This is a genomic window from Vibrio sp. 1288 (genome assembly GCF_033344475.1).
On the sequence record NZ_JAWPOX010000009.1, the window covers coordinates 1 to 24199 of the forward strand.

Annotated in this window: 23 protein-coding genes and 5 pseudogenes; 6 read left to right on the forward strand and 22 right to left on the reverse strand. The window is 41.9% G+C overall.

What is annotated here, in order from left to right:
* Positions 1 to 137: 137 nt before the first annotated feature.
* From ttcA to R8O11_RS08655, 4 genes are all read right to left on the reverse strand, one after another.
* Positions 138 to 1031: a tRNA 2-thiocytidine(32) synthetase TtcA gene (ttcA, locus tag R8O11_RS08640; RefSeq protein ID WP_005377502.1), complete on the reverse strand. Its 894-nt coding sequence runs from the start codon at positions 1029 to 1031 to the stop codon at positions 138 to 140.
* Between the two features lie 199 nt (positions 1032 to 1230).
* On the reverse strand, positions 1231 to 1893 hold the full coding sequence (locus R8O11_RS08645) for a DUF2987 domain-containing protein (RefSeq protein WP_025766641.1): 663 nt from the start codon (positions 1891 to 1893) through the stop codon (positions 1231 to 1233).
* Positions 1894 to 1906: 13 nt separating this feature from the next.
* Positions 1907 to 2743 carry a glucosaminidase domain-containing protein gene (locus tag R8O11_RS08650; RefSeq protein ID WP_017634900.1) on the reverse strand — a complete coding sequence of 279 codons (837 nt, stop codon included), beginning with the start codon at positions 2741 to 2743 and terminating at the stop codon, positions 1907 to 1909.
* Positions 2736 to 3533, reverse strand: coding sequence for a hypothetical protein (locus R8O11_RS08655; RefSeq protein ID WP_318194082.1), 798 nt, complete (start codon positions 3531 to 3533; stop codon positions 2736 to 2738). Before R8O11_RS08655 ends, R8O11_RS08650 begins: the two co-directional genes overlap by 8 nt.
* A gap of 400 nt (positions 3534 to 3933) precedes the next feature.
* On the opposite strand from R8O11_RS08655, the gene potA reads away from it, so the two are divergent.
* The 5 genes from potA to R8O11_RS08680 all read left to right on the forward strand — a co-directional run bounded on the left by potA (position 3934) and on the right by R8O11_RS08680 (position 9081).
* Positions 3934 to 5049 (forward strand): spermidine/putrescine ABC transporter ATP-binding protein PotA, encoded by a 1116-nt coding sequence (potA, locus tag R8O11_RS08660; protein ID WP_064377378.1) that lies wholly within the window; start codon positions 3934 to 3936, stop codon positions 5047 to 5049.
* Positions 5030 to 5890, forward strand: a complete 861-nt coding sequence (gene potB, locus R8O11_RS08665) for a spermidine/putrescine ABC transporter permease PotB (RefSeq protein ID WP_005377512.1) — start codon at positions 5030 to 5032, stop codon at positions 5888 to 5890. Before potA ends, potB begins: the two co-directional genes overlap by 20 nt.
* On the forward strand, positions 5890 to 6660 hold the full coding sequence (potC, locus tag R8O11_RS08670; RefSeq protein WP_005389180.1) for a spermidine/putrescine ABC transporter permease PotC: 771 nt from the start codon (positions 5890 to 5892) through the stop codon (positions 6658 to 6660). Before potB ends, potC begins: the two co-directional genes overlap by 1 nt.
* 102 nt (positions 6661 to 6762) lie before the next feature.
* Positions 6763 to 7794, forward strand: a complete 1032-nt coding sequence (locus R8O11_RS08675) for an extracellular solute-binding protein (RefSeq protein ID WP_064377376.1) — start codon at positions 6763 to 6765, stop codon at positions 7792 to 7794.
* Between the two features lie 249 nt (positions 7795 to 8043).
* A complete protein-coding gene (locus tag R8O11_RS08680) occupies positions 8044 to 9081 on the forward strand; it encodes an extracellular solute-binding protein (protein WP_005377521.1) in 1038 nt (345 codons plus the stop codon).
* 88 nt (positions 9082 to 9169) lie between these two features.
* Here R8O11_RS08680 and cobB read toward each other — a convergent pair whose 3' ends face one another.
* Positions 9170 to 9901 carry a Sir2 family NAD+-dependent deacetylase gene (gene cobB, locus R8O11_RS08685; protein ID WP_005377522.1) on the reverse strand — a complete coding sequence of 244 codons (732 nt, stop codon included), beginning with the start codon at positions 9899 to 9901 and terminating at the stop codon, positions 9170 to 9172.
* A gap of 118 nt (positions 9902 to 10019) precedes the next feature.
* Here cobB and R8O11_RS08690 point away from each other — a divergent pair, with 118 nt between their 5' ends.
* Complete coding sequence (locus R8O11_RS08690) at positions 10020 to 10193, forward strand: hypothetical protein (protein WP_005377524.1); 174 nt, start codon at positions 10020 to 10022, stop codon at positions 10191 to 10193.
* A gap of 32 nt (positions 10194 to 10225) precedes the next feature.
* Here the strand turns inward: R8O11_RS08690 and R8O11_RS08695 are convergent, their stop codons facing one another.
* The 17 genes and pseudogenes from R8O11_RS08695 to R8O11_RS08770 form a co-directional block, all read right to left on the reverse strand.
* Positions 10226 to 11446, reverse strand: a complete 1221-nt coding sequence (locus R8O11_RS08695; protein ID WP_318194083.1) for an ammonium transporter — start codon at positions 11444 to 11446, stop codon at positions 10226 to 10228.
* A gap of 442 nt (positions 11447 to 11888) precedes the next feature.
* Positions 11889 to 12467 (reverse strand): ankyrin repeat domain-containing protein, encoded by a 579-nt coding sequence (locus R8O11_RS08700; protein WP_225452442.1) that lies wholly within the window; start codon positions 12465 to 12467, stop codon positions 11889 to 11891.
* Positions 12443 to 12694, reverse strand: coding sequence for a hypothetical protein (locus R8O11_RS08705; RefSeq protein ID WP_033905296.1), 252 nt, complete (start codon positions 12692 to 12694; stop codon positions 12443 to 12445). Before R8O11_RS08705 ends, R8O11_RS08700 begins: the two co-directional genes overlap by 25 nt.
* Positions 12695 to 13587: pseudogene (locus tag R8O11_RS08710) on the reverse strand (type IV secretion protein Rhs); the annotation flags it as partial.
* A gap of 88 nt (positions 13588 to 13675) precedes the next feature.
* Positions 13676 to 14230 carry an imm11 family protein gene (locus R8O11_RS08715; RefSeq protein WP_033905294.1) on the reverse strand — a complete coding sequence of 185 codons (555 nt, stop codon included), beginning with the start codon at positions 14228 to 14230 and terminating at the stop codon, positions 13676 to 13678.
* Between the two features lie 429 nt (positions 14231 to 14659).
* The gene (locus R8O11_RS08720; protein WP_226084321.1) at positions 14660 to 14914 is read right to left on the reverse strand and encodes a hypothetical protein; all 255 of its coding nucleotides are present in this window, start codon (positions 14912 to 14914) and stop codon (positions 14660 to 14662) included.
* 75 nt (positions 14915 to 14989) lie between these two features.
* Positions 14990 to 15889, reverse strand: a complete 900-nt coding sequence (locus tag R8O11_RS08725; RefSeq protein ID WP_206971531.1) for an immunity 49 family protein — start codon at positions 15887 to 15889, stop codon at positions 14990 to 14992.
* A 673-nt stretch (positions 15890 to 16562) separates the two neighbouring features.
* On the reverse strand, positions 16563 to 16781 hold the full coding sequence (locus R8O11_RS08730; RefSeq protein ID WP_033905291.1) for a hypothetical protein: 219 nt from the start codon (positions 16779 to 16781) through the stop codon (positions 16563 to 16565).
* A 196-nt stretch (positions 16782 to 16977) separates the two neighbouring features.
* Positions 16978 to 17191 (reverse strand): annotated as a pseudogene (locus R8O11_RS08735) (hypothetical protein); the annotation flags it as partial.
* A gap of 63 nt (positions 17192 to 17254) precedes the next feature.
* Complete coding sequence (locus R8O11_RS08740; RefSeq protein WP_033905290.1) at positions 17255 to 18157, reverse strand: immunity 49 family protein; 903 nt, start codon at positions 18155 to 18157, stop codon at positions 17255 to 17257.
* Positions 18158 to 18325: 168 nt separating this feature from the next.
* Positions 18326 to 19225, reverse strand: coding sequence for an immunity 49 family protein (locus tag R8O11_RS08745; protein WP_033905289.1), 900 nt, complete (start codon positions 19223 to 19225; stop codon positions 18326 to 18328).
* 17 nt (positions 19226 to 19242) lie between these two features.
* Positions 19243 to 19639, reverse strand: a pseudogene (locus tag R8O11_RS31800) (hypothetical protein); the annotation flags it as partial.
* A 28-nt stretch (positions 19640 to 19667) separates the two neighbouring features.
* Positions 19668 to 20570 carry an immunity 49 family protein gene (locus R8O11_RS08750; RefSeq protein ID WP_318194084.1) on the reverse strand — a complete coding sequence of 301 codons (903 nt, stop codon included), beginning with the start codon at positions 20568 to 20570 and terminating at the stop codon, positions 19668 to 19670.
* A gap of 168 nt (positions 20571 to 20738) precedes the next feature.
* Positions 20739 to 21620: an immunity 49 family protein gene (locus R8O11_RS08755; RefSeq protein ID WP_206971530.1), complete on the reverse strand. Its 882-nt coding sequence runs from the start codon at positions 21618 to 21620 to the stop codon at positions 20739 to 20741.
* 16 nt (positions 21621 to 21636) lie between these two features.
* Positions 21637 to 22147, reverse strand: a pseudogene (locus R8O11_RS08760) (type IV secretion protein Rhs); the annotation flags it as partial.
* A gap of 175 nt (positions 22148 to 22322) precedes the next feature.
* Positions 22323 to 23213: an immunity 49 family protein gene (locus R8O11_RS08765; protein WP_033905285.1), complete on the reverse strand. Its 891-nt coding sequence runs from the start codon at positions 23211 to 23213 to the stop codon at positions 22323 to 22325.
* Between the two features lies 1 nt (position 23214).
* A pseudogene (locus tag R8O11_RS08770) lies at positions 23215 to 24160 on the reverse strand (type IV secretion protein Rhs); the annotation flags it as partial.
* Between the last annotated feature and the right edge of the window lie 39 nt (positions 24161 to 24199).

Genomic DNA, 24199 nt, shown 5'->3' on the forward strand with positions numbered 1-24199 from the left:
TGGCGCTGGACTAAACAAAGGCCCCCTTTTAGGGGGCTCACACAAAGCCACCTTCTTTAGAAGGTGGTAATTTACTTGGGAACAGTTAAAGCGTTGGGTACAAAAAAGGAGGTCTAATTGACCTCCTTTTTTACGAGTTAGATGTTCGTAACATCGATGAACATTGATTCATCAATATTCGTCGAAGAAACGACAGCCTCATTAAATTCATACTCTTCGCGGTTACCTTCACGATCTAGCGGTAAGTTAACAAAGTCGAACAATTCGCGGTCTGCTAGTTGGCTTGGGCTTACGTTTTGAATTGATTTAAAAATTGCTTCCACACGCCCTGGCGTCTTCTTATCCCATTCAATCAACATTGCTTTTATAGATTGACGCTGAAGGTTCTCTTGAGAGCCACAAAGGTTACACGGAATTATTGGGAAATCCTTGTGCTCAGCGTATTTGATCAAATCTTTTTCACGACAGTAAGTCAATGGACGAATGACCACGTTACGACCATCATCAGAGCGTAGCTTTGGTGGCATCGCTTTAAGGCGAGAGCCGTGGAACATGTTCAAGAACATTGTTTCGACGATGTCATCCATGTGATGACCTAGCGCAAGCTTAGTTGCACCAATCTTCTCTGCAAATGAATACAGCGTACCACGTCGCAGGCGTGAACAAAGACCACAAGTGGTTTTGCCTTCTGGTACCTTCTCTTTTACGACGGAATACGTGTCCTTATCGACAATATAGTAAGGGATATTCAGTGTTTCGAAATACTCTGGCAGAATGTGCTCAGGGAAGCCCGGTTGTTTTTGGTCTAGGTTTACTGCAACCACTTCAAATTTGATTGGCGCAGCTTTTTGAAGATTCAACAGGATATCAAGCATCGCGAATGAATCTTTACCACCGCTAATACATGCCATCACAACATCGCCTTCTTCGATCATGTTGTAATCAGTAATGGCATTTCCAACATGTCTTCTCAGGCGTTTCTGAAGCTTGTTGAATTCTAGGGTTTCTTTTCTTGTATCTATTTGGTTCATTGCGGGCTCTCACATCGCCGATAAATCGACTAGGACTTCCTAACATGGGTTTCTTTGGGGCGTGGATTATACGAGCTTTTTACACAGGATTAAATGCTTGTCTTATTGAGTCTTTAAGAAAAGAGTGTGAAAGATACTTTAGTTACGGTCACAAATGAAAAAAGAGCTGCGATTGCAGCCCTTTCTAAACGTTCAGTGTTCATTTCTTTGCGTTAGGTAGATAAGGTAACACTCGCATCGTCGGTTCTGGTAGTGTCATTGTGCCACCTTGCCCTATTTCACTTAGTGCGACTTGTATCTTGCCATTGACAATTGGCTTTTCGGTTCCGTTTGAGAAAATCACTTTATCATTCAGTTGATTTGCAAACTCCATCGTCACACCTTGAACCTCCGGTGTAAACCAACCCGCAAACATACCGCCTAAATCTTCCAGCATCGTCTGCATTTGAGGTAGAAGAGGCTTAAGTTGGTCGTAAGAAACGTTACCCTGTAATGGTTCTTTGGTCATCACGACAAGTGAGTAATCGCAACGTGTATCTTTTGGGGTATCGACAAAAACCAACGGATTCGCTGACTTTAAGTTTTTATCAACAGGTAAAGGCAACTCTTGTGAAGCAGGGATAACAAACTCTTCATAGTGCTCTTCTTTTTCCATCCAAGCTTTTTCTATCATACAAATTTGTTTAGTTTTTGCGTCCACAAAAAAGACACCAACTTTCACATCGTCATGCCCTTCTTTATTGTTGTTTTTTAGTTGAGTATATAACTTTGAGTACGTGAACATGTACTCTTGAGCTTGGGTTATCGGCGATGCAAGAATTAGCGCCGCACTTCCCAACAGACTTAGGCTTAACTTTTTCATTTTATCCGTTATTTTATTGCGTCCAGTAGGCGTTGTTATGACGAATCATAGCGCGAAGATCGTGTACATAGGCGATGCCACGTTCAGAATAGGCTAGCAACCCATGCGTTAACTCTGACGCGGTTGCAACCGTTAACAAGCCCTTGTTCTTTTCAGCCAGAGATGTTCTGATTTCACGCAGGTCTGCATACGCTGGGTTTCGATTAACATTCATAAAGTAGCCATGAACAGACTGTTGTACAGAATCGAATTTTTCAACTTCATGAACTTTGTTAGCGCCACGTTGCGCTGGAACAATTCCACAGCCCTTTTTATAACACCATTGGCCGAACAAGTTGTTTGCTTGAGTAGCAAAACGAGAAGTGCCCCACGCAGATTCATTTGCCGCTTGAGTTAGAACCAAGGCTTCAGGTAAGACGTTCACTCGCACAAGCATCTCGTCTAGCCATGCTTGATCAATCTTATCGTTACTCAAGGGCAACGAATACAGAGATGATAACCGCTGAGCATACTCTTGTTGTTCTTGCGTCACTTGTCCCACCTTTAAAGAGGTAAGAAAGGCCCGCTCATGACGAATTCGTTGATTCTCAAGAGCAATTTTAGGCCTTAAAAAATCAAAAAAAGCAGCTTTTTTCTCTTTCGTATCTTTTATTGAATTGAAGTCTGGGATATCACCGATGTATGGCAAGTGTGATAAATCGACATGCTTAATCTTGCCAGAGAGTACGTCAGGATTTTCCACATATTTAAACTGTTTCTCGTAGTGTAAATATGGGCCTATAGAAATAAAAGTGGCGGCTATACAGGTTGCCGCCACTCGTAAACTTATTGATTTCAAAGAATTAGGCATCAAACACCTGTGAGTTACCATCGTGATCATTATCGTTTTTCTGTGTTGTAACGATCTTAAGCTTAATTCCAAACATTTCGCGGTAGAGTATGCCTTTCAAATGGAAGAAGAATGGCAGCACAAAAATCAAGCCAATACCGTAGAACATTGCTGCAATAATAAACATTAACATCACGCCTAAGTAAAGCCCCGCGACCACAAAAATCTTCTTGTTGATTGCGCGAAGTGATAACAGCAACGCTTGCATTGGTGGCACCCTTTTCTCACAAATCAACAAAATAGAGTGACTAAATGCCAAGGAAAGATACAGCGACAGTAAAGGAAAAATCATACCAACCACACCTTGTAGCATTAAGCTCATGAGCGTTGCTAGAATAACAGGAATGGTGAACTGCAACCCCTTTCCAACATGGCGCAACTTAGTCTTCAGGCCGGCGACATGGCTCATAGCCATCAAGCTGATCCCCGCATAAATTGGTGCGCTAATCACCTCATAACTGAAATTCGCGACATAAATAGAAGACACAATATCGTTTGTGAACGACTCTGGGTTCTCAAATGCATCAAGAATAACGCTCAAATCGCCCAACTGCAGTTTTAATGCAATATAGAAAATACCTAACTGGACAAAAAGCAATACAATAATGGCAGGAGAAAATGATAAAAAGTGCTGGATGGTTGCTCGCCAAGCTTCGTTAAAAACCACGCCAGCTTTAAGCTCGTAGTTGCCAGACAAAGCTCGCTCTACACTCCCCCCAAGATTGAAATCTTTCTCAAAATCGTCGTTCATAGTTTATCCAAGACTAACTTGTAAAATTTTGACTGGAATTCCAGTCAATTAATGTAATCGTCATTATAAAGAAATCTTTCCACATCTAACATCACAACTCACCTACAATCCTTGCAATCTCAACTGTATGGTTGATAATTAACCACTTTCAAGGTCATGAAATTGAAACAATTGTTGAACAAAGTTTAGTGCTATCAAACTGTGTCTAGATGCCAATTAATCTCATAAAAACAGTATGGTAAGGAATGATGGCTTTTTCCTGCAAAATTATTTCTGTTTCAAGATAAGAAAATGCTTTAATTTCACACTTTTGGTTATTATGATGCGCGCCTCAAAAGTGAATGGTTAGTGTCACATCAGCTGGGATAATCCCGGCTTGAACGTGGGGGAAATACAGACGTTGAACGCAAAACCGCAAGCAGGAAAGCCAGTTATTCGTTTATCTGGTATTAGTAAAAGTTTCGATGGTAAGGAAATCATCGGTAATTTAAATCTGGATGTTAATCATGGTGAATTTCTGACGATTCTCGGGCCTTCTGGTTGTGGTAAGACAACAGTTTTACGCATGATTGCAGGTTTTGAAACGGCAGATAACGGTCAAATTATTTTGGATGACCAGGATGTAACACAGGTTCCTGCAGAGCAAAGGCACGTCAACACGGTATTTCAAAGTTACGCATTGTTTCCACACATGACCGTATATGAGAATGTCGCTTTTGGTCTTCGTATGCAGAAAACGCCTACTGCGGACATTGAACCACGAGTAATGGAAGCGCTACGCATGGTGCGCCTAGAAAAAATGGCTCAGCGTAAGCCTCATCAGCTTTCTGGCGGTCAGCAACAACGTATCGCCATTGCGCGTGCGGTTGTTAACAAACCAAAAGTACTGCTGCTAGATGAATCTCTATCTGCACTTGATTACAAACTGCGTAAGCAAATGCAAATCGAGCTTAAACAGCTTCAGCGTCAACTTGGTATTACCTTTATCTTCGTTACGCACGATCAGGAAGAGGCCCTATCGATGTCTGACCGCATTATTGTTATGCGCGACGGTGTTATCGAGCAGGATGGTTCTCCACGTGAGATTTACGAAGAGCCGAAGAACCTATTTGTTGCTCGCTTTATCGGTGAGATCAACGTATTCAACGCAACCATGCTAGAGCGTATCGACGAGAAACGTATCCGTGCAGAAATCGAAGGTGTCGAGTCTGTTGTTTACTACGATCACGAAGCGCAAGCAGGTGAAAAACTGCAAGTACTACTTCGCCCAGAAGACTTACGTATCGAAGAGATCAAAGAGTCTGAAGAAAAAGGCATCGTAGGTCACGTAACAGAGCGTACCTATAAAGGTATGACGCTTGATTCCGTTATCCAATTGGATTCAGGCATGCGTGTAATGGTTAGCGAATTCTTTAACGAAGATGATCCTGATGTGGACCACTCACTTGGCCAGAAAGTCGCTATCACTTGGGTTGAGAGTTGGGAGGTAGTCCTCAATGATAAGCAAGAAGATTAATCTTCAAAACGCGATCATTACCTTAATCGTCGGTTGGTTAACACTTTTCGTGTTGGTACCAAATGTGATGATTATCGGTACGAGTTTCTTAACGCGTGATGAAGCAAACTTAATCGAAATGACATTTACTTTCGACAACTACTTACGTCTACTCGACCCCTTGTATGCGAAAGTGCTGATGCACTCGTTCTACATGGCGATTGTGGCGACGTTGTTGTGTTTAGTAATTGGTTACCCATTTGCTTACATCATAGCGAAAATGCCAGAGAAATGGCGCCCATTCATGTTGTTCTTAGTTATCGTACCTTTTTGGACAAACTCTCTTATCCGTACTTACGGCCTGAAGATTGTTCTGGGTACACAAGGTATTTTGAACAAATCATTAATGGCGATGGAAATCATCGATAAGCCATTACGTATTATGTACACCGAAACAGCAGTAATGATTGGTCTTGTGTACATCCTGCTTCCATTTATGATTCTGCCGCTTTACTCGGCAATCGAGAAGTTGGACAACACTTATATCGAGGCGGCGAAAGATCTTGGTGCGAACAAGTTCCAAACCATTACGAAAGTGATTCTACCTCTTACAATGCCTGGCATTATCGGTGGTTGTTTGTTGGTTCTGCTACCAGCACTAGGTATGTTCTACATCTCTGACCTTCTTGGTGGTGCGAAGAACCTACTGATTGGTAACGTTATTAAGAGCCAAGTATTGAACGCTCGTGACTGGCCATTTGGTGCTGCGACCAGTATCGCCCTCACCTTCGCAATGGCTGTGATGCTTTACGCTTACTACAGAGCAGGCAAACTATTGAATAAGAAAGTGGAGCTAGACTAATGGGACGCACAGTTAGATTTAGCTTTATGGCGCTGGTGTATGCATTTTTGTATCTGCCAATCATCGTCTTAATTGTTAACTCATTTAATGCCAACAAATTTGGTATGAAATGGGGTGGTTTCACCACGAAATGGTACGAAACCTTAGTAAATAACGACAGCCTAATGCAAGCTGCATGGCATTCATTGAACGTAGCGGTATTCTCAGCGACAGCAGCAACCATCATTGGTAGCTTAACGGCCGTTGCCCTATTCCGTTACTCGTTCAAAGGTAAAGGTGCGGTAAACGGCATGCTGTTTGTCGTGATGATGTCTCCAGATATTGTTATGGCGATTTCATTGCTTGCTCTGTTCCTAGTATTAGGCGCGCAGCTTGGCTTCTTTACTCTATTGATTGCTCACATCACCTTCTGTCTACCATTCGTTGTGGTAACAGTGTACAGCCGCTTAAATGGCTTTGATGTGAAAATGTTGGAAGCTGCAAAAGACCTTGGTGCAAGCGAATGGGTAATCTTGAAACAGATCATCCTTCCTCTTGCTAAACCAGCGGTTGCTGCAGGTTGGCTACTGAGCTTTACCCTGTCTTTGGACGATGTGATCATCAGCTCGTTTGTAACGGGTCCAACATACGAAATCTTACCATTGAAGATTTACTCCATGGTTAAGGTGGGCATTTCACCGGAAGTGAACGCCCTAGCAACGGTGATGTTGATTGTTTCTTTGGTCTTGGTAGTAATTTCTCAGTTGCTAGCAAGAGAAAAAGTGAAGTAGAATCCGCACCTGTTAACATCACGAAACAGAATGGTTACATGCCATTCTGTTTTTCTATCTATCGTCCAAAATTGGACAACGTTTGGTTTGGAGCTAACGTCAATGAAAAAATGGGCTACTCTATTAGCTGGTAGTGCATGTGCGCTTTCTCTGTTCTCTGGTACAGCGACAGCGGATGATAAAGAACTAGTATTTATGAACTGGGGTCCTTACATCAACAGTAATATCCTAGAGCAATTTACTAAAGAAACTGGCATCAAAGTGATCTACTCGACTTACGAGTCGAACGAAACTTTGTATGCAAAGCTAAAAACCCATAACCAAGGTTATGACCTAGTAGTACCTTCAACGTACTTCGTGGCGAAGATGCGTGACGAAGGCATGCTACAAAAGATCGATAAGACTAAGCTGAAAAACTTCGGCAACCTAGATAAAAACTACCTAGACAAGCCTTACGATCCAAGTAACGACTACTCTATCCCACACGTTGTTGCGATTACAGGCCTAGCGGTTAACGCAGATATGTACGATCCAAACGACTTCCAAAGCTGGGCTGACCTATGGAAGCCTGAGCTTGAAGGTCAAGTAATGTTGATGGACGACACTCGTGAAGTGTTCCATATCGCTCTGCGTAAACTTGGCTACTCAGGTAACTCAAAAGACCCTAAGCAAATCGATGAAGCGTACGCTGAGCTACAAAAGTTGATGCCTAACGTTTTAGTTTTCAACTCTGACAACCCTGGCGCACCTTACATGTCTGGTGAAGTGGGCGTTGGTATGCTTTGGAACGGTAGCGCCGCAGCGGCACAAAGTGAAGGCCTGAACCTTAAACTCGTTTTTCCTAAAGAAGGCGGTATCGGCTGGGTTGATAACTTCGCTATCTCTTCCGGTGCGAAGAACGTAGAAGCCGCTCACAAGATGATTGACTTCCTACTGCGCCCAGAAATCGCAGAGCAAATCTCTCGTGATACTGGCTACCTAACGGCGGTGGAAGAATCGAATGCTAAGTTTAAAGACGTTGCCCCACTGTTCCCTTCTCAAGAAGACCTTGACCGCGTTGAATGGCAAGATGCGGTTGGTGATCTAACCGTTAAGTACGAAGATTATTTCCTCAATCTGAAAGCGGGACAATAATCTAGCTTGTGTAACAAGTCATCAACCATAGGAAAATAGGCAGCAATACGCTGCCTATTTTTGTCTTAGGCTGATATAATCGCGCGTTGCTAGGTTTATTTGTCTTGGTATCATAGATTTATCGTCTCATAACAAGGAGACAACGATATTCAAGCTAAATGAACATATTTGTGCTTACTGTGATTTGGCTCAAATTGATAACTCCAACTAGTATTGACTTGTCCAATCGCGAAACAAAACGGAAAACAAATGAAAAGTAAATTCTACGCAAGCGCTCTATGTGCAGCGACGCTCATCGCTACCCCTGCAATGGCTGCTGATCAAGAACTGTATTTCTACAACTGGTCGGAATACATTCCAAACGAAGTTCTTGAAGACTTTACAAAAGAAACTGGAATCAAAGTTATTTACTCTACATACGAATCTAACGAGAGTATGTATGCAAAACTAAAAACTCAAGGTTCTGGTTACGACTTGGTAGTACCGTCTACCTATTTCGTCTCTAAAATGCGTAAAGAAGGCATGCTACAACAGATCGACAAAGAGAAATTATCTCATTTTGCCGATCTTGATACTAACTTCCTAAACAAACCGTTCGATCCGAACAACAACTACTCTATCCCATACATTTGGGGTGCGACCGGTATTGGTATCAATGCTGACATGCTAGACAAGTCATCGGTTTCTAAATGGGATGATTTCTGGGATAGCAAGTGGGAAGGTCAACTAATGCTGATGGATGATTCTCGCGAAGTATTCCACATTGCATTGACTAAGCTTGGTTACTCACCAAACACGACTAACCCAGAAGAAATCAAAGCCGCTTACGAAGAACTGAAAAAGCTAATGCCAAACGTATTAGTATTTAACTCAGATTTTCCTGCAAACCCTTACCTTGCGGGTGAAGTTTCACTAGGCATGCTTTGGAACGGTTCTGCATACATGGCTCGTCAAGAAGGCGCGAACATCGACATCATCTGGCCAGAAAAAGGCACTATCTTCTGGATGGACAGCCTAGCAATTCCAGCTGGTGCGAAGAACGTTGATGCGGCTCATAAGATGATTGACTTCTTACTGCGCCCTGAGAACGCAGCTAAGATTGCACTTGAGATTGGTTATCCTACGCCAGTTAAAACGGCACACGATCTGCTACCGAAAGAATTTGCTAATGATCCAAGCATCTTCCCACCACAAGAAGTGATGGACAGCGGTACTTGGCAAGATGAAGTTGGCGAAGCGAGCGTAATGTACGATGAGTACTTCCAAAAGCTAAAAGTGAACAACTAATTCGTTAGTTTTAAAGATATGAAAAAGCGGCTCATGAGCCGCTTTTTTGTTCTTAATGACAAGACAAAAACTCTTCCTGTTGAAGTTATTACGCTCTTTCTTTTCCTTCTAGAGCCAGTATCTCGTCAACTAATTTTGGAACCTCAACGCTTGCTTTTCCGTAGCGTTTTTCCTCAAATTCACTTTCTACCGCACTAGGTTCTAGGTTAATTTCAATGGTATGTGCGCCGTGCATTTTTGCATCATGAACAAAACCTGCTGCGGGATACACAACGCCAGAAGTCCCAATAGAAATAAACAAATCTGCTTCTTCTAATGACGCGTAGATATCCCCCATTCGCAATGGCATTTCACCAAACCAAACAATATGTGGTCGCATTTGTGAAGGGATCTGACAACAGTGACAAAGCTCGCCGGTCTTAATGTCCTCATTGTGCTCTACTACTTGGTTAGATTCACTACAGCGGGCCTTGAGCAACTCACCATGCATGTGAATCACATTCTGACTGCCGCCTCGTTCGTGAAGGTTGTCTATATTTTGAGTGATGACCGTCACTTTACCTTCTAACTCAGCCTCTAAACGACCCAATGCTTCATGCGCTGCATTAGGCTTTATCGCATTATCTTGAAGTTTCTTGCGGCGTTGGTTGTAAAAATCTTGAACAAGGTCCGGATCGCGAGCAAACCCTTCAGGCGTTGCTACATCTTCGATACGGTGATTCTCCCATAGGCCATCTTGCGCACGAAATGTTTGAATACCAGATTCGGCCGAGATACCTGCACCAGTAAGTACTACAATATTTCTATAAGGGAAATTCATAACTCATCCTTGCTGTTTTTTCATTAGCTTAACACTGAAAGAATAGCAACAGTAGTAATATGGATTAGACCATAGTCGTAATGGTCACTATTAGAATTACAATTTAAGAGGAACAGCAATGAGACAAGTATCTCTAACGTTTACATTGCTTCTGACTTTGGCAGGCTGTCAACTTACCAATGTTGAAGGCGAAGTCGATGATGTAAAGGTGAGAGTCAGCACCAATGATGATGACCATCGAGGTAATGGTAATTTCTGTCCTCCGGGCCAAGCCAAGAAAGACAATTGCTAAAAGAGCGGCTTTATGCCGCTCCCATATTGGCCTCAATCCTCGTTGGTCGAAGATATTTTATGAATGGCTAGGTCAGCGCCATTGAATTCGTCTTCTTCTGAAAGCCTTAGTCCCATACTGGTATTAATCGCGCCGTAGACTGCAAGCGCCCCAAGCACAGCGATGGAAATGCCCCAAAGCGTTCCTAGAAGCTGAACGATAATGCTCACGCCCCCTAGCCCACCCAACGAGCTTTGGCCAAAGATCCCCGCAGCAATACCACCCCAAGCGCCACATACACCGTGTAAAGGCCAGACACCCAGCACATCATCAATCTTGGTTTTGTTTTGTAGGTGGGTAAAAAGATAAACAAATAGCACGCCAGCAATCGCACCTGTCACTAAAGCACCGATAGGATGCATTAAGTCTGAGCCCGCACATACAGCAACCAAGCCAGCCAGTGGGCCGTTATGAATAAAGCCAGGGTCATTCTTACCAGCCAACAATGACGCGACAATGCCTCCGACCATTGCCATCAATGAGTTCATAGCCACCAAGCCACTTATGCCTGACACAGTTTGAGCTGACATGACGTTGAAGCCAAACCACCCCACACATAAGATCCAAGCTCCCAAGGCCAAAAAAGGAATATTCGAAGGTGCAAAGTTGGTGTGCTTTCCTGCTCGAACTCTGCCTTTTCTCATGCCCAAAAACACGACGGCAACAAGCGCTATCCAGCCGCCAACACCATGTACAACGACTGAACCTGCAAAATCGTGGAAGCCATAACCAAAGGTATTTTCAAACCAAGCTTGAACACCAAAGTTTCCGTTCCAGATCATTCCCTCAAATAACGGGTATACGATGCCGACAGTGAAAAATGTTGCGATTAGAATCGGATAAAAACGAGCTCGTTCTGCGATACCACCTGAAACAATAGCGGGAATCGCTGCAGCGAAGGTCAGCAAGAAAAAGAACTTCACTAACTCGTAACCATTGCCTTGAGATAATGTCTCAGCATCAGCAAAGAAGGTGCCGCCATAAGCGACCCAGTATCCAATAAAAAAATACGCGATGGCGGATATACCGAAATCAACCAATATCTTAACTAAAGCATTAACTTGGTTCTTTTGGCGCACGGTTCCTACTTCAAGAAAAGCGAAACCAGCATGCATCAAAAAAACCATGATTGCGCCAAGTAGTAAGAAAAGTGTGTCGGAACTTTGCGTGAGAGTTTGTACAGCGCCGTGTACCTGATTGGCAGTTACACTCATTATAATTGTCTCCATTGATCTGTAGCGCACTTATCCTGTGCATCAAAGTTAGGCTCATCACCAATTTGGTGAACTTGATTTATAGAGCGTCTAACAGAGCAATTCTCATTCCATAATTTATATGTCTAACACTTACGCTTTAATTTATTGTTTTGTATGAACTTTAATAAAATTAGGTATTCTTGAAATGGTGTTTAACATGCTAATAAATGCACCAATGTGGTTTTAGTGCACCAACATAATGCGCACCATATAGCTCAACAAAACGTAAAAGCCACCTCATGAGAGGTGGCTTATATACTGAATTGCTAACTAAAGGAGTTTATCGAGTGATCTTCCCTGCTTTTACATCTTCTAGCCAACGCCCTTCAACAAGATAAGGTGGAAGCCAACCGGTTTCAACAGATAGACGGTTGCCTTTGTCGTACCATATTAACTTCTACTAAGCGTGCCTATTGTGCTCTTTAATCATTTCTGCGATTTCCTTGCGTCCCCACTCATAAGTAAACGCTATAGCGTCCATGTCTTTCATAGAGTTACCAGTATATTTTACCTTTGTATCTATACCAGCTTTTAGTAATAGCTCCACAATATTTTTATGACCTGCATGGATCGCAGCAAACAATGGGTTGCGGTCTGGTTCAGATATATCCATCACTGCATTTCTTTCTAGAAAATAGGTAAGTAAGTCTAAATGACCTTCATATGCAGCTGTATTTAAAGGAGTTACACCTGAAGGCCCCCCCTTAACATTTACATCAATACCTAGATTCACCAGAAGCTCTACAATTTTATCTTGCCCTTGCTCCGTTGCGATATGCAACCAAGAACCCAGAGGCGTAATTAGATGAAGTAATTTGTCATCTCCTGAGAGAATTTTTTCAACCTCACTCACGTCACCGGATCTAATCGCGGCCATTACATCTTTTGCGCTATGCTCACCTGCCATATTTATCTCCTCAGCTGCGGTTTTAACCAGTAATTTTAAAGCATTAACTATATCACCGCGTTTACCCAACATTTATCTGTCACTTTAAGAGTATCAACAACCTGCCGCAACGCATAAATATCATACTGACCTTGAATCCGATTTGGAGCCCACACTAAGTTCTCCCTGCGGATTGCTATTAGCTCTTTGCGCTCATCTAAATCTTCATTGATATACATTTGGTAGTCAGCGACATCATTTGGTGTCAATTGAGGTTCCGCCTTTCTCTTCATGCTAACTTTCTTTTTATTATCAGACATTTAATCCAGTCCTAATTCTACGTTAAATTCCTTTACATTAACTGAAGAAACCTCTACAGCATCAGAAATAGCCGCTGCGGTGTGAATATATCTAACAGGAGTTTTTTTTCTCAATGCTTTTTATACTTCTGGCCGCTTTCCATTCGGTTGTATCTTTGTCCTTTTGAGCCATTAGAACAGTAATTACAGTTGCATATTCAGTTGTCCCTTGCTGATATGCCATGTTACCTATCTTACGGCTGCGCAGCGGGCTGCTCCCTCCTTTGGCCTCAACAATTATAATTTCACCTAGTGGCGGCTCTGCCACCTAGTAAACCATATCAAAATCGCCCGGCTTCTAAATTTACCTTAGGGATGAAGCAGCTTAGCATTAGGACGTTTACTCCGGACAAAGTCATCCGCGGCTAACTCACCAATTTTTGCAGATTTCTGATTAATCTTGGCGATTTGAGCGTTATATCCATCTTCGCCAGTTCGAGCCTTCCTAGCCTCTTAACGTTCTTTCAAACACTCTTCAATTTTTGCTTTGTTTCGTTTTATTAGCTCATAATCACTCATATAGAGTTCTGAGTTTTTTTATACTCTGCTTTATTCAGCACAAGATCTTCAGTGAAGATCGTGCAACCTTCTTCTCCGCCAACTTTCTCAGAGTCAAAAACATGCGCATTGACAAATTCCTCAATCCCAACAACATACTGCACTTCGTGTCTGCTGCCATCTTCTCCGACGGATGACTCTTTTGCAGCGTTTAAAATCTGATCGCAAACCTCTTGGGGGACATCGCTTTGGGCCTGATACTCTGCCTACATTTGACCCAAGCGTTTTAGCCCTTCTTCACACAAGAAGCCTGTTGGGTCAATCCACTGGATAGGATTGACTGCATATTGGTAATGCCACTATTGACAGTTCAACTAACAAGCTCCCAATCATAAATATAAAAGCCACCTCGTAAGAGATGGCTAAAAAAATACCCGAGGAGCTCTAAAAAGGACGCCATTCACTTTCTGACTTAAATACCACTCCTGAAAAATCTTTGTTCTCGATTAATTCAGCCAGTTTTTCATCGACACATAATAACCACTCGATAGCATCCAGTTGAAATATAGTTTTCTGCATTTCAATATCTTTCTTAAGGACAACTCGATCAATTGAATCAACCTCTCCATCAAACTCACTAAATATTGAATGATTTCTATCCAGTAAATCGCAAATCGCAAGAACATTTAAAAAATAGTATTCACCAAAACTTTTACCTTGGTAATTAACCTCAATCGGTAGGAATTCAACTTCACTCGTTTGTGTGTGCTTAGAAATTAAATCAGATAACCGTCGACTCACGATTAATAAAGGACCACTAAGAAAACTATCCGCAGGCTTGTCATCTGATATGACATCAATAGTAACTTTTGGCCATTTGTCTCCTAGGGCAACGCCTCCTGTCAGATTCAATCCTATTAATACACTAGACTGCGTTACTTTGCCTTGAGTAAAATCGGAGTCTCTATCTACCTTGTTGGTCCAAATTTTAAGTGTCATTACTACTTCCTACTTTTCCATTGCGGATCATCCAATTGCGATCGAGCTTCATTCTTTTCCAGAGCATTCCTAATGTTACTTTCTGTTTTTCCAATTTCATCTACAAAAATCATATCATCGATCAAACCACGACCATACTTAGTTTACAACGCTCTCATTTCTCGTCGAACTAAAGCACCTGAGAACCTTGGTGCCTAGCACTTAGATGTCTACCCACGTGTCAGGGAAGGCCTATTTCGACAGATGTTTTAATATTAGTTGGAAGTGCAATCCCATTTGCACCTCTGTTAATGTTATAATCAAGTTCGGTAGCTCTATGCATGACCGGATATTCCTGAGCAATATTGATACTAATTTGGTGATTTCCAGCATGGTTTTCAGGTAACCCGCCAACTATTTCGTTATTTAACTTGAGCCCACAACCTCTTCTTAAAGAACCGCCATAATAATTCGCAACACTCCCCTCCTTTGAGTTTTATTTAAGGGGATGATTTGGACAATTTCCTCTATACCTACAACATATTGAACTTTGCGTTTACTACCATCTGAATGATTGATATAACGATGAAAAGTAACTTCGTTCTTCTCGCAATCAATATGGTCTAAATCGTATTCATATCGAATATGATTTTTAACTTTGGGTTTTCTGATAATGCCACGAATGATTGGTCGTTCGGCAAACAACAAACTCCCCACCATAAATATAAAGCCATTTCAAGAGAAAGATGGCTTATAGACTGAATTGCTAACTAAAGGGTGTTATTGAGTGATCTTCCCTGCTTTTACATCTTCTAGCCAACGTCCTTCAACAAGATAGGGTGGAAGCCAACCGGTTTCAACAGATAGACGGTTGCCTCTGTCGTACCACATGCAAGCCATGCCAAGCAGAGGGAAATTAATGAACGTGCGGAGCCCTATTCTATCTGGCCCTAATTCTCTAAGATGATATTTCTCTTGGAACTGTAGGTTTTTAACGAGCACTTCCTCAAAATCATAACCAATATTAGTAGTGAGCGCTGCGAAGGTTTCTAGGATCCCCATCGCAATTTCCAACGCCCAATTATCCCCTTGAGCTACCGCTGCGTCCATTGCTGCAACCAGCTTATTAGGATAATCCGATGTGCGGTTGTGGAACGACTGAATGACGTCTACTAGCATATAAGACAGCTCACCCGCTTTGGTAGAGCTCTGTCTCATCAAAGAAATCGAAAAGTTCGCTAACACATCCATGCTAGCTTTGTCACGAACGATGACAGAGGTAAAATACGCATCTAGCCACATTGAGGGGCAAATGAAGCCTGTTTTTAAAATACCTTCGCCTTTCCATGTTACTTCTGGATAATCAGGTAATTTAACGCTTTGAGGTTCATTTGGTTTAATGGCAAGTTGATGGTAAAAAGCACGCATCAATGATGCCTCATAAAGGCAAAGTGTTCCGATTTGTTCAGTTTCTATTGAAGATGGAAAGCAACTATACCACCTCACTTGTTCTGAAACGTCGTCGCTAAGAGCGACTAAGTTCTCCCTGCGGATTGCTATTAGCTCTTTGCGCTCATCTAAATCTTCATTGATATACATTTGGTAGTCAGCGACATCATTTGGTGTCAATTGAGGTTCCGCCTTTCTCTTCATGCTAACTTTCTTTTTATTATCAGACATTTAATCCAGTCCTAATTCTACGTTAAATTCCTTTACATTAACTGAAGAAACCTCTACAGCATCAGAAATAGCCGCTGCGGTGTGAATATATCTAACAGGAGTTTTTTTTCTCAATGCTTTTTATACTTCTGGCCGCTTTCTATTCGGTTGTATCTTTGTCCTTTTGAGCCATTAGATCAGTAATTGCAGTTGCATATTCAGTTGTCCCTTGCTGATATGCCATATTTCCAACCTTACGGCTGTCTAGTGGGCTAATACCTCTTAACGTCTACGAGAATAATTTCCCTGGGTTTTGGGTTCTTCTACAAGGTAGGCCATACCGTAGTCTCCTGGTTGTAAGAAAACACGCCATTATTTTTTAGGGGACAACTCCTAGTTAAGTGACATACCGTTGAGTCTTAGCCATAAAATGCCATGTGTCACGAAACATGAACGCCAAAAATAGAGATCTAACCTATTTTTTCCAGTACCCTCTAGATGCTCGCTCTGGGATTACCAGATTCCAAACAGATTTACTGCCTATAGATTCGTAAAACTCGGCGGCCCCGATCTCTTTAGTGGACGGCTGAAACCAATGAGGTTGAGGCACTTTTTTAGAATTCCATTATAAACTGCCATAGCAATTGCTGTTTCACAGCACTCAACGTCGGTCAAGCCTTTGAAGGGGCCCTCCTTATATAAAATAAGTTTTTTCCGAGCCACTATATTGAGCAATTACAGACGTAACTGCCTTTCTATCACCATTATTTATTTTCAAAGTAAGCCCTGACTTTCCTAGCAAGGCTTTTAAATCGCACTCATTATTAGTAACCCACTTTTTAAGAGCCATATCATTAATAATGTTATCTCTGAAATTTATGAGTATAGTCACAAGATCATCTTCAAAATTCATTTTATCCTCAACTTTGTAATGGGATAACCTAGCTATCGTCCCAACTTTTAGTTTCTCCTAGAAATTGATTAACTCCACCTTCACCGACTGCTGGGTAAAAATCGCTCGTAGGCTCCCATCCAACGCTTAATGCCCCCAAAAAGGGCGAGATACCGTTAGTTTTATTAATTCATTGACTGGAATTTTGACTAGAGCTTCTGATATGTTTTTTACCTTTTGGCTTTCGGATTTTGACTTGCGAGAGAACGCCATCTTCTCCGACGGATGACTCTTTTGCTGCCTCTAAAATCTGATCGCAAACCTCTTGGGGGAAAGTTATTTTGTGCCTGATACTCTGCCAACATTTGCTGTAAGCGTTTTTCACAGAGGAAACCTGTTGAGTCAATCCACTAGATGGAGTTGATTGAATATCGGTAAACATATAATCCACCTCGTGAAAGGTGGATTATTTACTGAATTGCTAACTAAAGGATTTATCGAGTGATCTTCCCTGCTTTTACATCTTCTAACCAATGCCCTTCGACGAGATAAGGAGGAAGCCAACTGGTTTCAATAGATAGACGGTTGCCTTTGTCATACCACATACATGCCATACCAAGCAGAGGGAAAGATATGAAGGTTTCTATAGAAATTAAGCCCTCTGGCTTATCGAGCCTCATTTGGTATTGCTCTTGGAACTGTAGGTTCTTAATGAGTACTTCTTCAAAGTCATAACCGATGTCAGTTGTCAGGGCCGCAAAAGTTTCCAAAATACCCATGGCGATTTCTAATGCCCAATCATCACCCTGAGAAACTGCCGCGTCCATCGCGGCCACCAGTTTATCAGGGTAGTCCGACGTGCGGTTATGGAACGACTGAATGACATCTACTAGCATATAAGACAGCTCACCCGCTTTGGTAGAGCTCTGTCTCATCAAAGAAACCGGAAAGTTCGCCAATACATCCATGCTAGGTTTATCACGCACAATCACCGAAGTAAAATAAGCATCAAGCCACATTGAAGGACAAATAAAGCCTGTTTTAAAAATACCTTCACCATCCCATGTCACTTCTGGATAGCCGAGTATCTGGATACTTAATTCTTCATTGGGATTCATAGCAAGTTGATGATAACAGGCTCCCATTAAAGAAGTTTCGTAAAGACGTAATGTACAAATTTGTTCGTCTTCATGCGTAGTTTGAAACCAGGTATACCAGCGAGCCTGGTCGATGGCAAAATCACCAAGACTAACCAAGTTTTCTCGCCTGACCTTAAGACCTTCTTTTCTGTTATCTAAAACCCGGTTTATAAAATTTTTTTTACTCACAATGGCTTGTGTGTCAAGTTCAGGATTTGCTTTGCGCTCTACAATCTTGATCGATTCTTTACTTTGCATTTTGACTTAATCCTTTTGAATCAATTTTAAACTCTACTACTTCTACTACTACGTCTGAGGGCTTCAAGCTATTCGAGTAAAAGGGCTTAGGTATCTTTAAAAAGGACACATAATGCCAAGTGTAACGCAACAAAACGTCAGAAATGATGACCTAGCTCCCTTTGAATCTTAGCGAATTATATTTCCGGCTTTTACATCCTCTAACCAACACCCTTCGACGAGATATGGAGGAAGCCAACCAGTTTCGACAGATAAACGGTTGCCTTTGTCGTACCACATACAAGCCATGCCAAGCAGAGGGAAGTTAATAAAAGTGCGGATGCCTGTCCTATCTGGTCCTAATTCTCGAAGATGATATTTTTCTTGGAATTGTAGGTTTTTGACTAGCACTTCCTCAAAGTCATAACCAATGTTAGTAGTGAGCGCTGCGAAGGTCTCTAGGATCCCCATCGCAATTTCCGACGCCCAGTTATCCCCTTGAGCTACCGCTGCGTCCATTGCTGCAACCAGCTTATCAGGATAATCCGATGTGCGATTGTGGAACGACTGAATGACGTCTACTAGCATATAAGACAGCTCACCCGCTTTGGTTGAGCTCTGTCTCATCAAAGAAATCGGAAAGTTCGCCAATACATCCATGCTGGGTTTATCACGAACGATGACAGAGGTGAAATAGGCATCTAACCACATTGAAGGACAAATGAAGCCTGTTTTTAAAATACCTTCGCCTTTCCATGTTACTTCAGGATAGTCGAGGATCTTTATGGTTAATTTATCATTGGGATGCATTGCAAGGCTATGATAACAAGCACTCATCAACGAAGTTTCATAAAGGCGTAATGTACAAATTTTTTCGTCTTCACATGAAGCTTGATACCACGTAAACCAGCGCACTTGCTCGAATGCATAATCTCCAAAGCTAATCAAGTTCTCTCGCCTAATTTTGAGCCCTTCTTTTCTTTTATCTAAGATTCGATTGATATAATCTTTCTCAGAAGCAATGCTATTATCATCTAACCTGGGCCTTGCTGTACGCTCTATAATTTTGGCTGGCTTTTTACCTTGCATTGTTGAACTAACCCTTCTTAATCAATTTTAAACTCAGCTATTCCTAGTTTTATATCTGATGCATCTCTGATTTTTTTCGCAGCTATTTTTTCTGTCGTTTCATCTTCGTTTTCAGACATTAGCTTAGTGATTTCTTCAGCTTATTTGCTAGACCCTTGCTGATACGCTTCGTTTCCAATCTTACGGCTGCCCATAGGGCAGCTACCCCCCTTTGGCCTCAACAATTATAATTTCACCTGGTGGCGGCTCTTCCACCTCGTAAACCATATCAAAATCGCCCGGCTTCGAAATTGAGGTTCCAATATCTTTGGGATGAAGCAGCTCAGCATTAGGACGTTTACTCCGAACAAAGTCATCCGCGGCTAACTCACCAATTTTTGCAGATTGCTGATTAATCTTGGCGATTTGAACGTTATTATACTGAATTGCTAACTAAAGGGTTTTATCGTGTGATCTTCCCTGCTTTTACTTCTTCTAACCAACACCCTTCGACGAGATATGGAGGAAGCCAACCAGTTTCGACAGATAAACGGTTGCCTTTGTCGTACCACATACAAGCCATGCCAGGCAGAGGGAAAGAGATGAAGGTTTCTATAGAAATTAAGTCCTCTGGCTTATCGAGCCTCATTTGGTATTGCTCTTGGAACTGTAGGTTTTTAACTAATACTTCTTCAAAGTCATAACCGATGTCAGTTGTCAGGGCAGCAAAAGTTTCCAAAATACCCATGGCGATTTCTAACGCCCAGTCATTACCCTGAGCAACTGCCGCGTCCATCGCGGCCACCAGTTTATCAGGGTAGTCCGATGTGCGGTTATGGAACGACTGAATGACATCTACTAACATATAAGACAGCTCACCCACTTTGGTAGAGCTCTGTCTCATCAGAGAAATCGGAAAGTTCGCCAATACGTCCATACTTGGCCTGTCACGCACAATTGCCGATATAAAATAAGTATCCAGCCACATTGAAGGACAAATGAAGCCCATTTCTAAGATACCTTTACCATCCCATGTTACTTCTGGATAACCGAGTATCTGAACAGTTAATGGCTCATTCGGAAACATAGCCAGCCGATGATAACAAGCCCCCATTAATGAAGTTTCATAAAGACGTAATGTACAAATTTGTTCGTCTTCATGTGAGGTTTGAAACCAGGTATACCAGCGAACCTGGTCAATGGCAAAATCACCAAAACTAACCAAGTTTTCTCGCCTGACTTTAAGACCTTCTTTTCGCTGTTCTAATATCTTATTGATGAATTCTTTCTCAGAATAAACTCCACTTTCACTCAGCTCAGGATCTGCTTTGCGTTCTACAATTTTGATTGTTCCTTTACTTTGCATTTTAACGTAGTCCTTTGGAATCAATTTTAAACTCTGCTACTTCTACTACTACGTCTGAGCGCTTCAAGCTATTCGAGTAAAAGGGCTTAGGTATCTTTAAAAAGGACACATAATGCCAAGTGTAACGCAACAAAACGTCAGAAATGATGACCTAGCTCCCTTTAAAGCTTAGCGAATTATATTTCCGGCTTTTACATCCTCTAACCAACACCCTTCGACGAGATAGGGAGGAAGCCAACCAGTTTCGACAGATAAACGGTTGCCTTTGTCGTACCACATACAAGCCATGCCAAGCAGTGGGAAGTTAATAAAAGTGCGGATGCCTATCCTATCTGATCCTAATTCTCGAAGATGATATTTTTCTTGGAATTGTAGGTTTTTGACTAGCACTTCCTCAAAGTCATAACCAATGTTAGTAGTGAGCGCTGCGAAGGTCTCTAGGATCCCCATCGCAATTTCCGACGCCCAGTTATCCCCTTGAGCTACCGCTGCGTCCATTGCTGCAACCAGCTTATCAGGATAATCCGATGTGCGATTGTGGAACGACTGAATGACGTCTACTAGCATATAAGACAGCTCACCCGCTTTGGTAGAGCTCTGTCTCATCAAAGAAATCGGAAAGTTCGCCAATACGTCCAAGCTAGGTTTATCACGAACGATGACAGAGGTAAAATACGCATCTAGCCACATTGAAGGACAAATGAAACCTGTTTTTAAAATACCTTCGCCTTTCCAAGTTATTTCAGGATGATCAGGTACCTTAACCGTCAAAGGGCTTTCAGGTTTTTGAGCTAGTCGATGATAGCTAGCTTGCATTATCGAGGCTTCAAATAGACGCAGCGTTCCTATTCGGTCATTTAGTTCAGACACTGGAAACAAAGTATATAACCTAACTTGCTCCCAAACCCCGTCTGTTAGATATATCAAGTTTTCGCGCTTTATTGTGATACGATGTTTTCTTTTCTCTAAGTTTTTTTCTATTTGTTTTGTATAGTAATTAAGTTCCTCAGTATTCAACTCGTAGGCTGCTTTTCTATTTATCTTTTTCATACTAACTTTACTTCCCTTAACCTAATTCTTCGAGGCTAATATCAAACTCTTTTACATTCACTTTAGATACGCCATCTGAAGCATCAATTTCTGTTGTACCAGCTTTTTGTTCAGACATTAATTTAACGATTTCCGCCGCATATTTGCTTGTCCCTTGCTGATATGCTTCATTGCCAATTTTACGACTGCCGAGCGGCCTGCTGCCACCCTTAGCCTCGACGATGATGATTTCTTCAGTATCATCTGAGAGGTACACCATATTGAAATCACCTGGTTTCGATCCCTAAGTTGCAAGGTCTTTGGGATGGCTCAACTTAGCATTAGGGCGTATATTCCGAATAAAGTCATCCGCGACCAACTCACCAATTTTTGCAGACTGCTGGTTAATTATTACCAATTTGAGCGTGATATCCCTCTTTGCTAGCTCGAGCGTCCATTGCCTCTTGACGCTCTTTCAAGCATTCATCAATTTTTGCTTTGTTTCTTTCTGTTAGCTCATAATCACTCGTATTGAGTTCAGACTTTTTTATACTATGCCAGTATTGGCTGCCCCAAACCTGTTGGGTCAATCCACTGGATATGGTGGACTGCATATTGGTAATGCCACCAATGATGGAGCGTTCAACAAACAACAAGCTCCCCACCTCAAACGTAAAAGCCACCCCATGAGAGATGGCTTGTATATTGATTTGCTAAAGGAGTTTATCGAATGATCTTCCCTGCTTTTACATCTTCTAGCCAACGTCCTTCGACGAGATAAGCTGGAAGCCAACCAGTTTCAACTGACAAACGGTTGCCTTTGTCGTACCACATACAGGCCATGCCAAGAAGAGGGAAAGATATGAAAGTTTCTATAGAAATCAAGTCCTCTGGCTTATCGAGCCTCATTTGGTATTTCTCTTGGAAATGTAGGTTTTTAACGAGCACTTCCTCAAAATCATAACCAATATTAGTAGTGAGCGCTGCGAAGGTTTCTAGGACCCCCATCGCAATTTCCAACGCCCAGTTATCCCCTTGAGCTACCGCTGCGTCCATTGCTGCAACCAGCTTATCAGGATAATCCGATGTGCGATTGTGGAACGACTGAATGACGTCTACTAGCATATAAGACAGCTCACCCGCTTTGGTAGAGCTCTGTCTCATCAAAGAAATCGGAAAGTTCGCCAATACGTCTAAACTTAGCCTGTCACGCACAACTGTCGATATGAAATACATATCAATCCATCTATTAGGATTTATGCACCCCGTTTTTAAAATACCTTCCCCGTCCCACTTTACTTCAGGATAGTCGAGAATCTTTATAGTTAATTCACCATTGGGATTCCTAGCAAGTCGATGATAACAAGCGCCCATTAGAGAAGTTTCGTAAAGACGTAATGTACAAATTTGTTCGTCTTCATGCGAGGTTTGAAACCAGGTATACCAGCGAACCTGGTCAATGGCGAAATCACCAAGACTGACCAGGTTTTCCCGCCGGATTTTAAGGCCTTCTTTTCTTTTATCTAATATTTTATTGATAAATTCTTTCTCAGAAGAAACCCCACTTTCACTCAACTCAGGGTTTGCTTTGCGTTCTACAACTTTACTTTGCATTTTAACTTAGTCCTTTGGAATCAATTTTAAATTCTGACACTTCTACTTTTACATCTGAGACATTCCCACCTTCAGGGATGTTTGCTTGAGTATGTATATATCGAATAGGTATACCGAACGAAGCTGCATGTTGAATTTTTCTTGCTGTTATTTTTTCAGTCGTCCCTTCCTTTTTTTCAGACATTAGGTTGGTGATTTCTGCAGTGTATTCCGTTGTCCCTTGCTGATATGCCATATTTCCAATTTTTCTACTACCCAAAGGACTGCTCCCCCCTTTGGCCTCAACAATGATAATTTCACCTGGTGGTGGCTCTTCCACCTCGTAAACCATATCAAAGTCGCCCGGCTTCGAAATTGAGGTTCCAATATCTTTGGGATGAAGCAGCTTAGCATTAGGACGTTTACTCCGGACAAAGTCATCCGCGGCTAACTCACCAATTTTTGCAGACTGTTGGTTAATATTGCCAATTTGAGCATTATATCCCTCTTCGCCAGTTCGAGCGTCCATTGCCTCTTGACGCTCTTTCAAGCATTCATCAATTTTTGCTTTGTTTTTTTCTGTTAGCTCATAATCACTCATATTGAGTTCTGAGTTTTCTTTATACTCTGCTTTATTCAGCACAAGATCTTCAGTGAAGATCGTGCAACCTTTCTCCCCACCAACTTTCTCAGAGTCAAAAACATGCGCATTGACAAACTCCTCAATCCCAACAACATACTGCACTTCGTGTCTGGTGCCATCTGAATGATTAATATGACGATAAAAAGTAATCTCGTTTCTCTCGCAATCGATATGGTCTAAATCGTATTCATATCGGATATGATTTTTACCTTTTGGGGAACGTTATTTGCGCCTGATACTCTGCCAGCATTTGCTGTAAGCATTTTAACCCTTCTTCACAGAGGAAACCTGTTGGGTCAATCCACTAGATGGGGTTGATTGAATATCGGTAAACATATAAGCCACCTCGTGAAAGGTGGCTTAT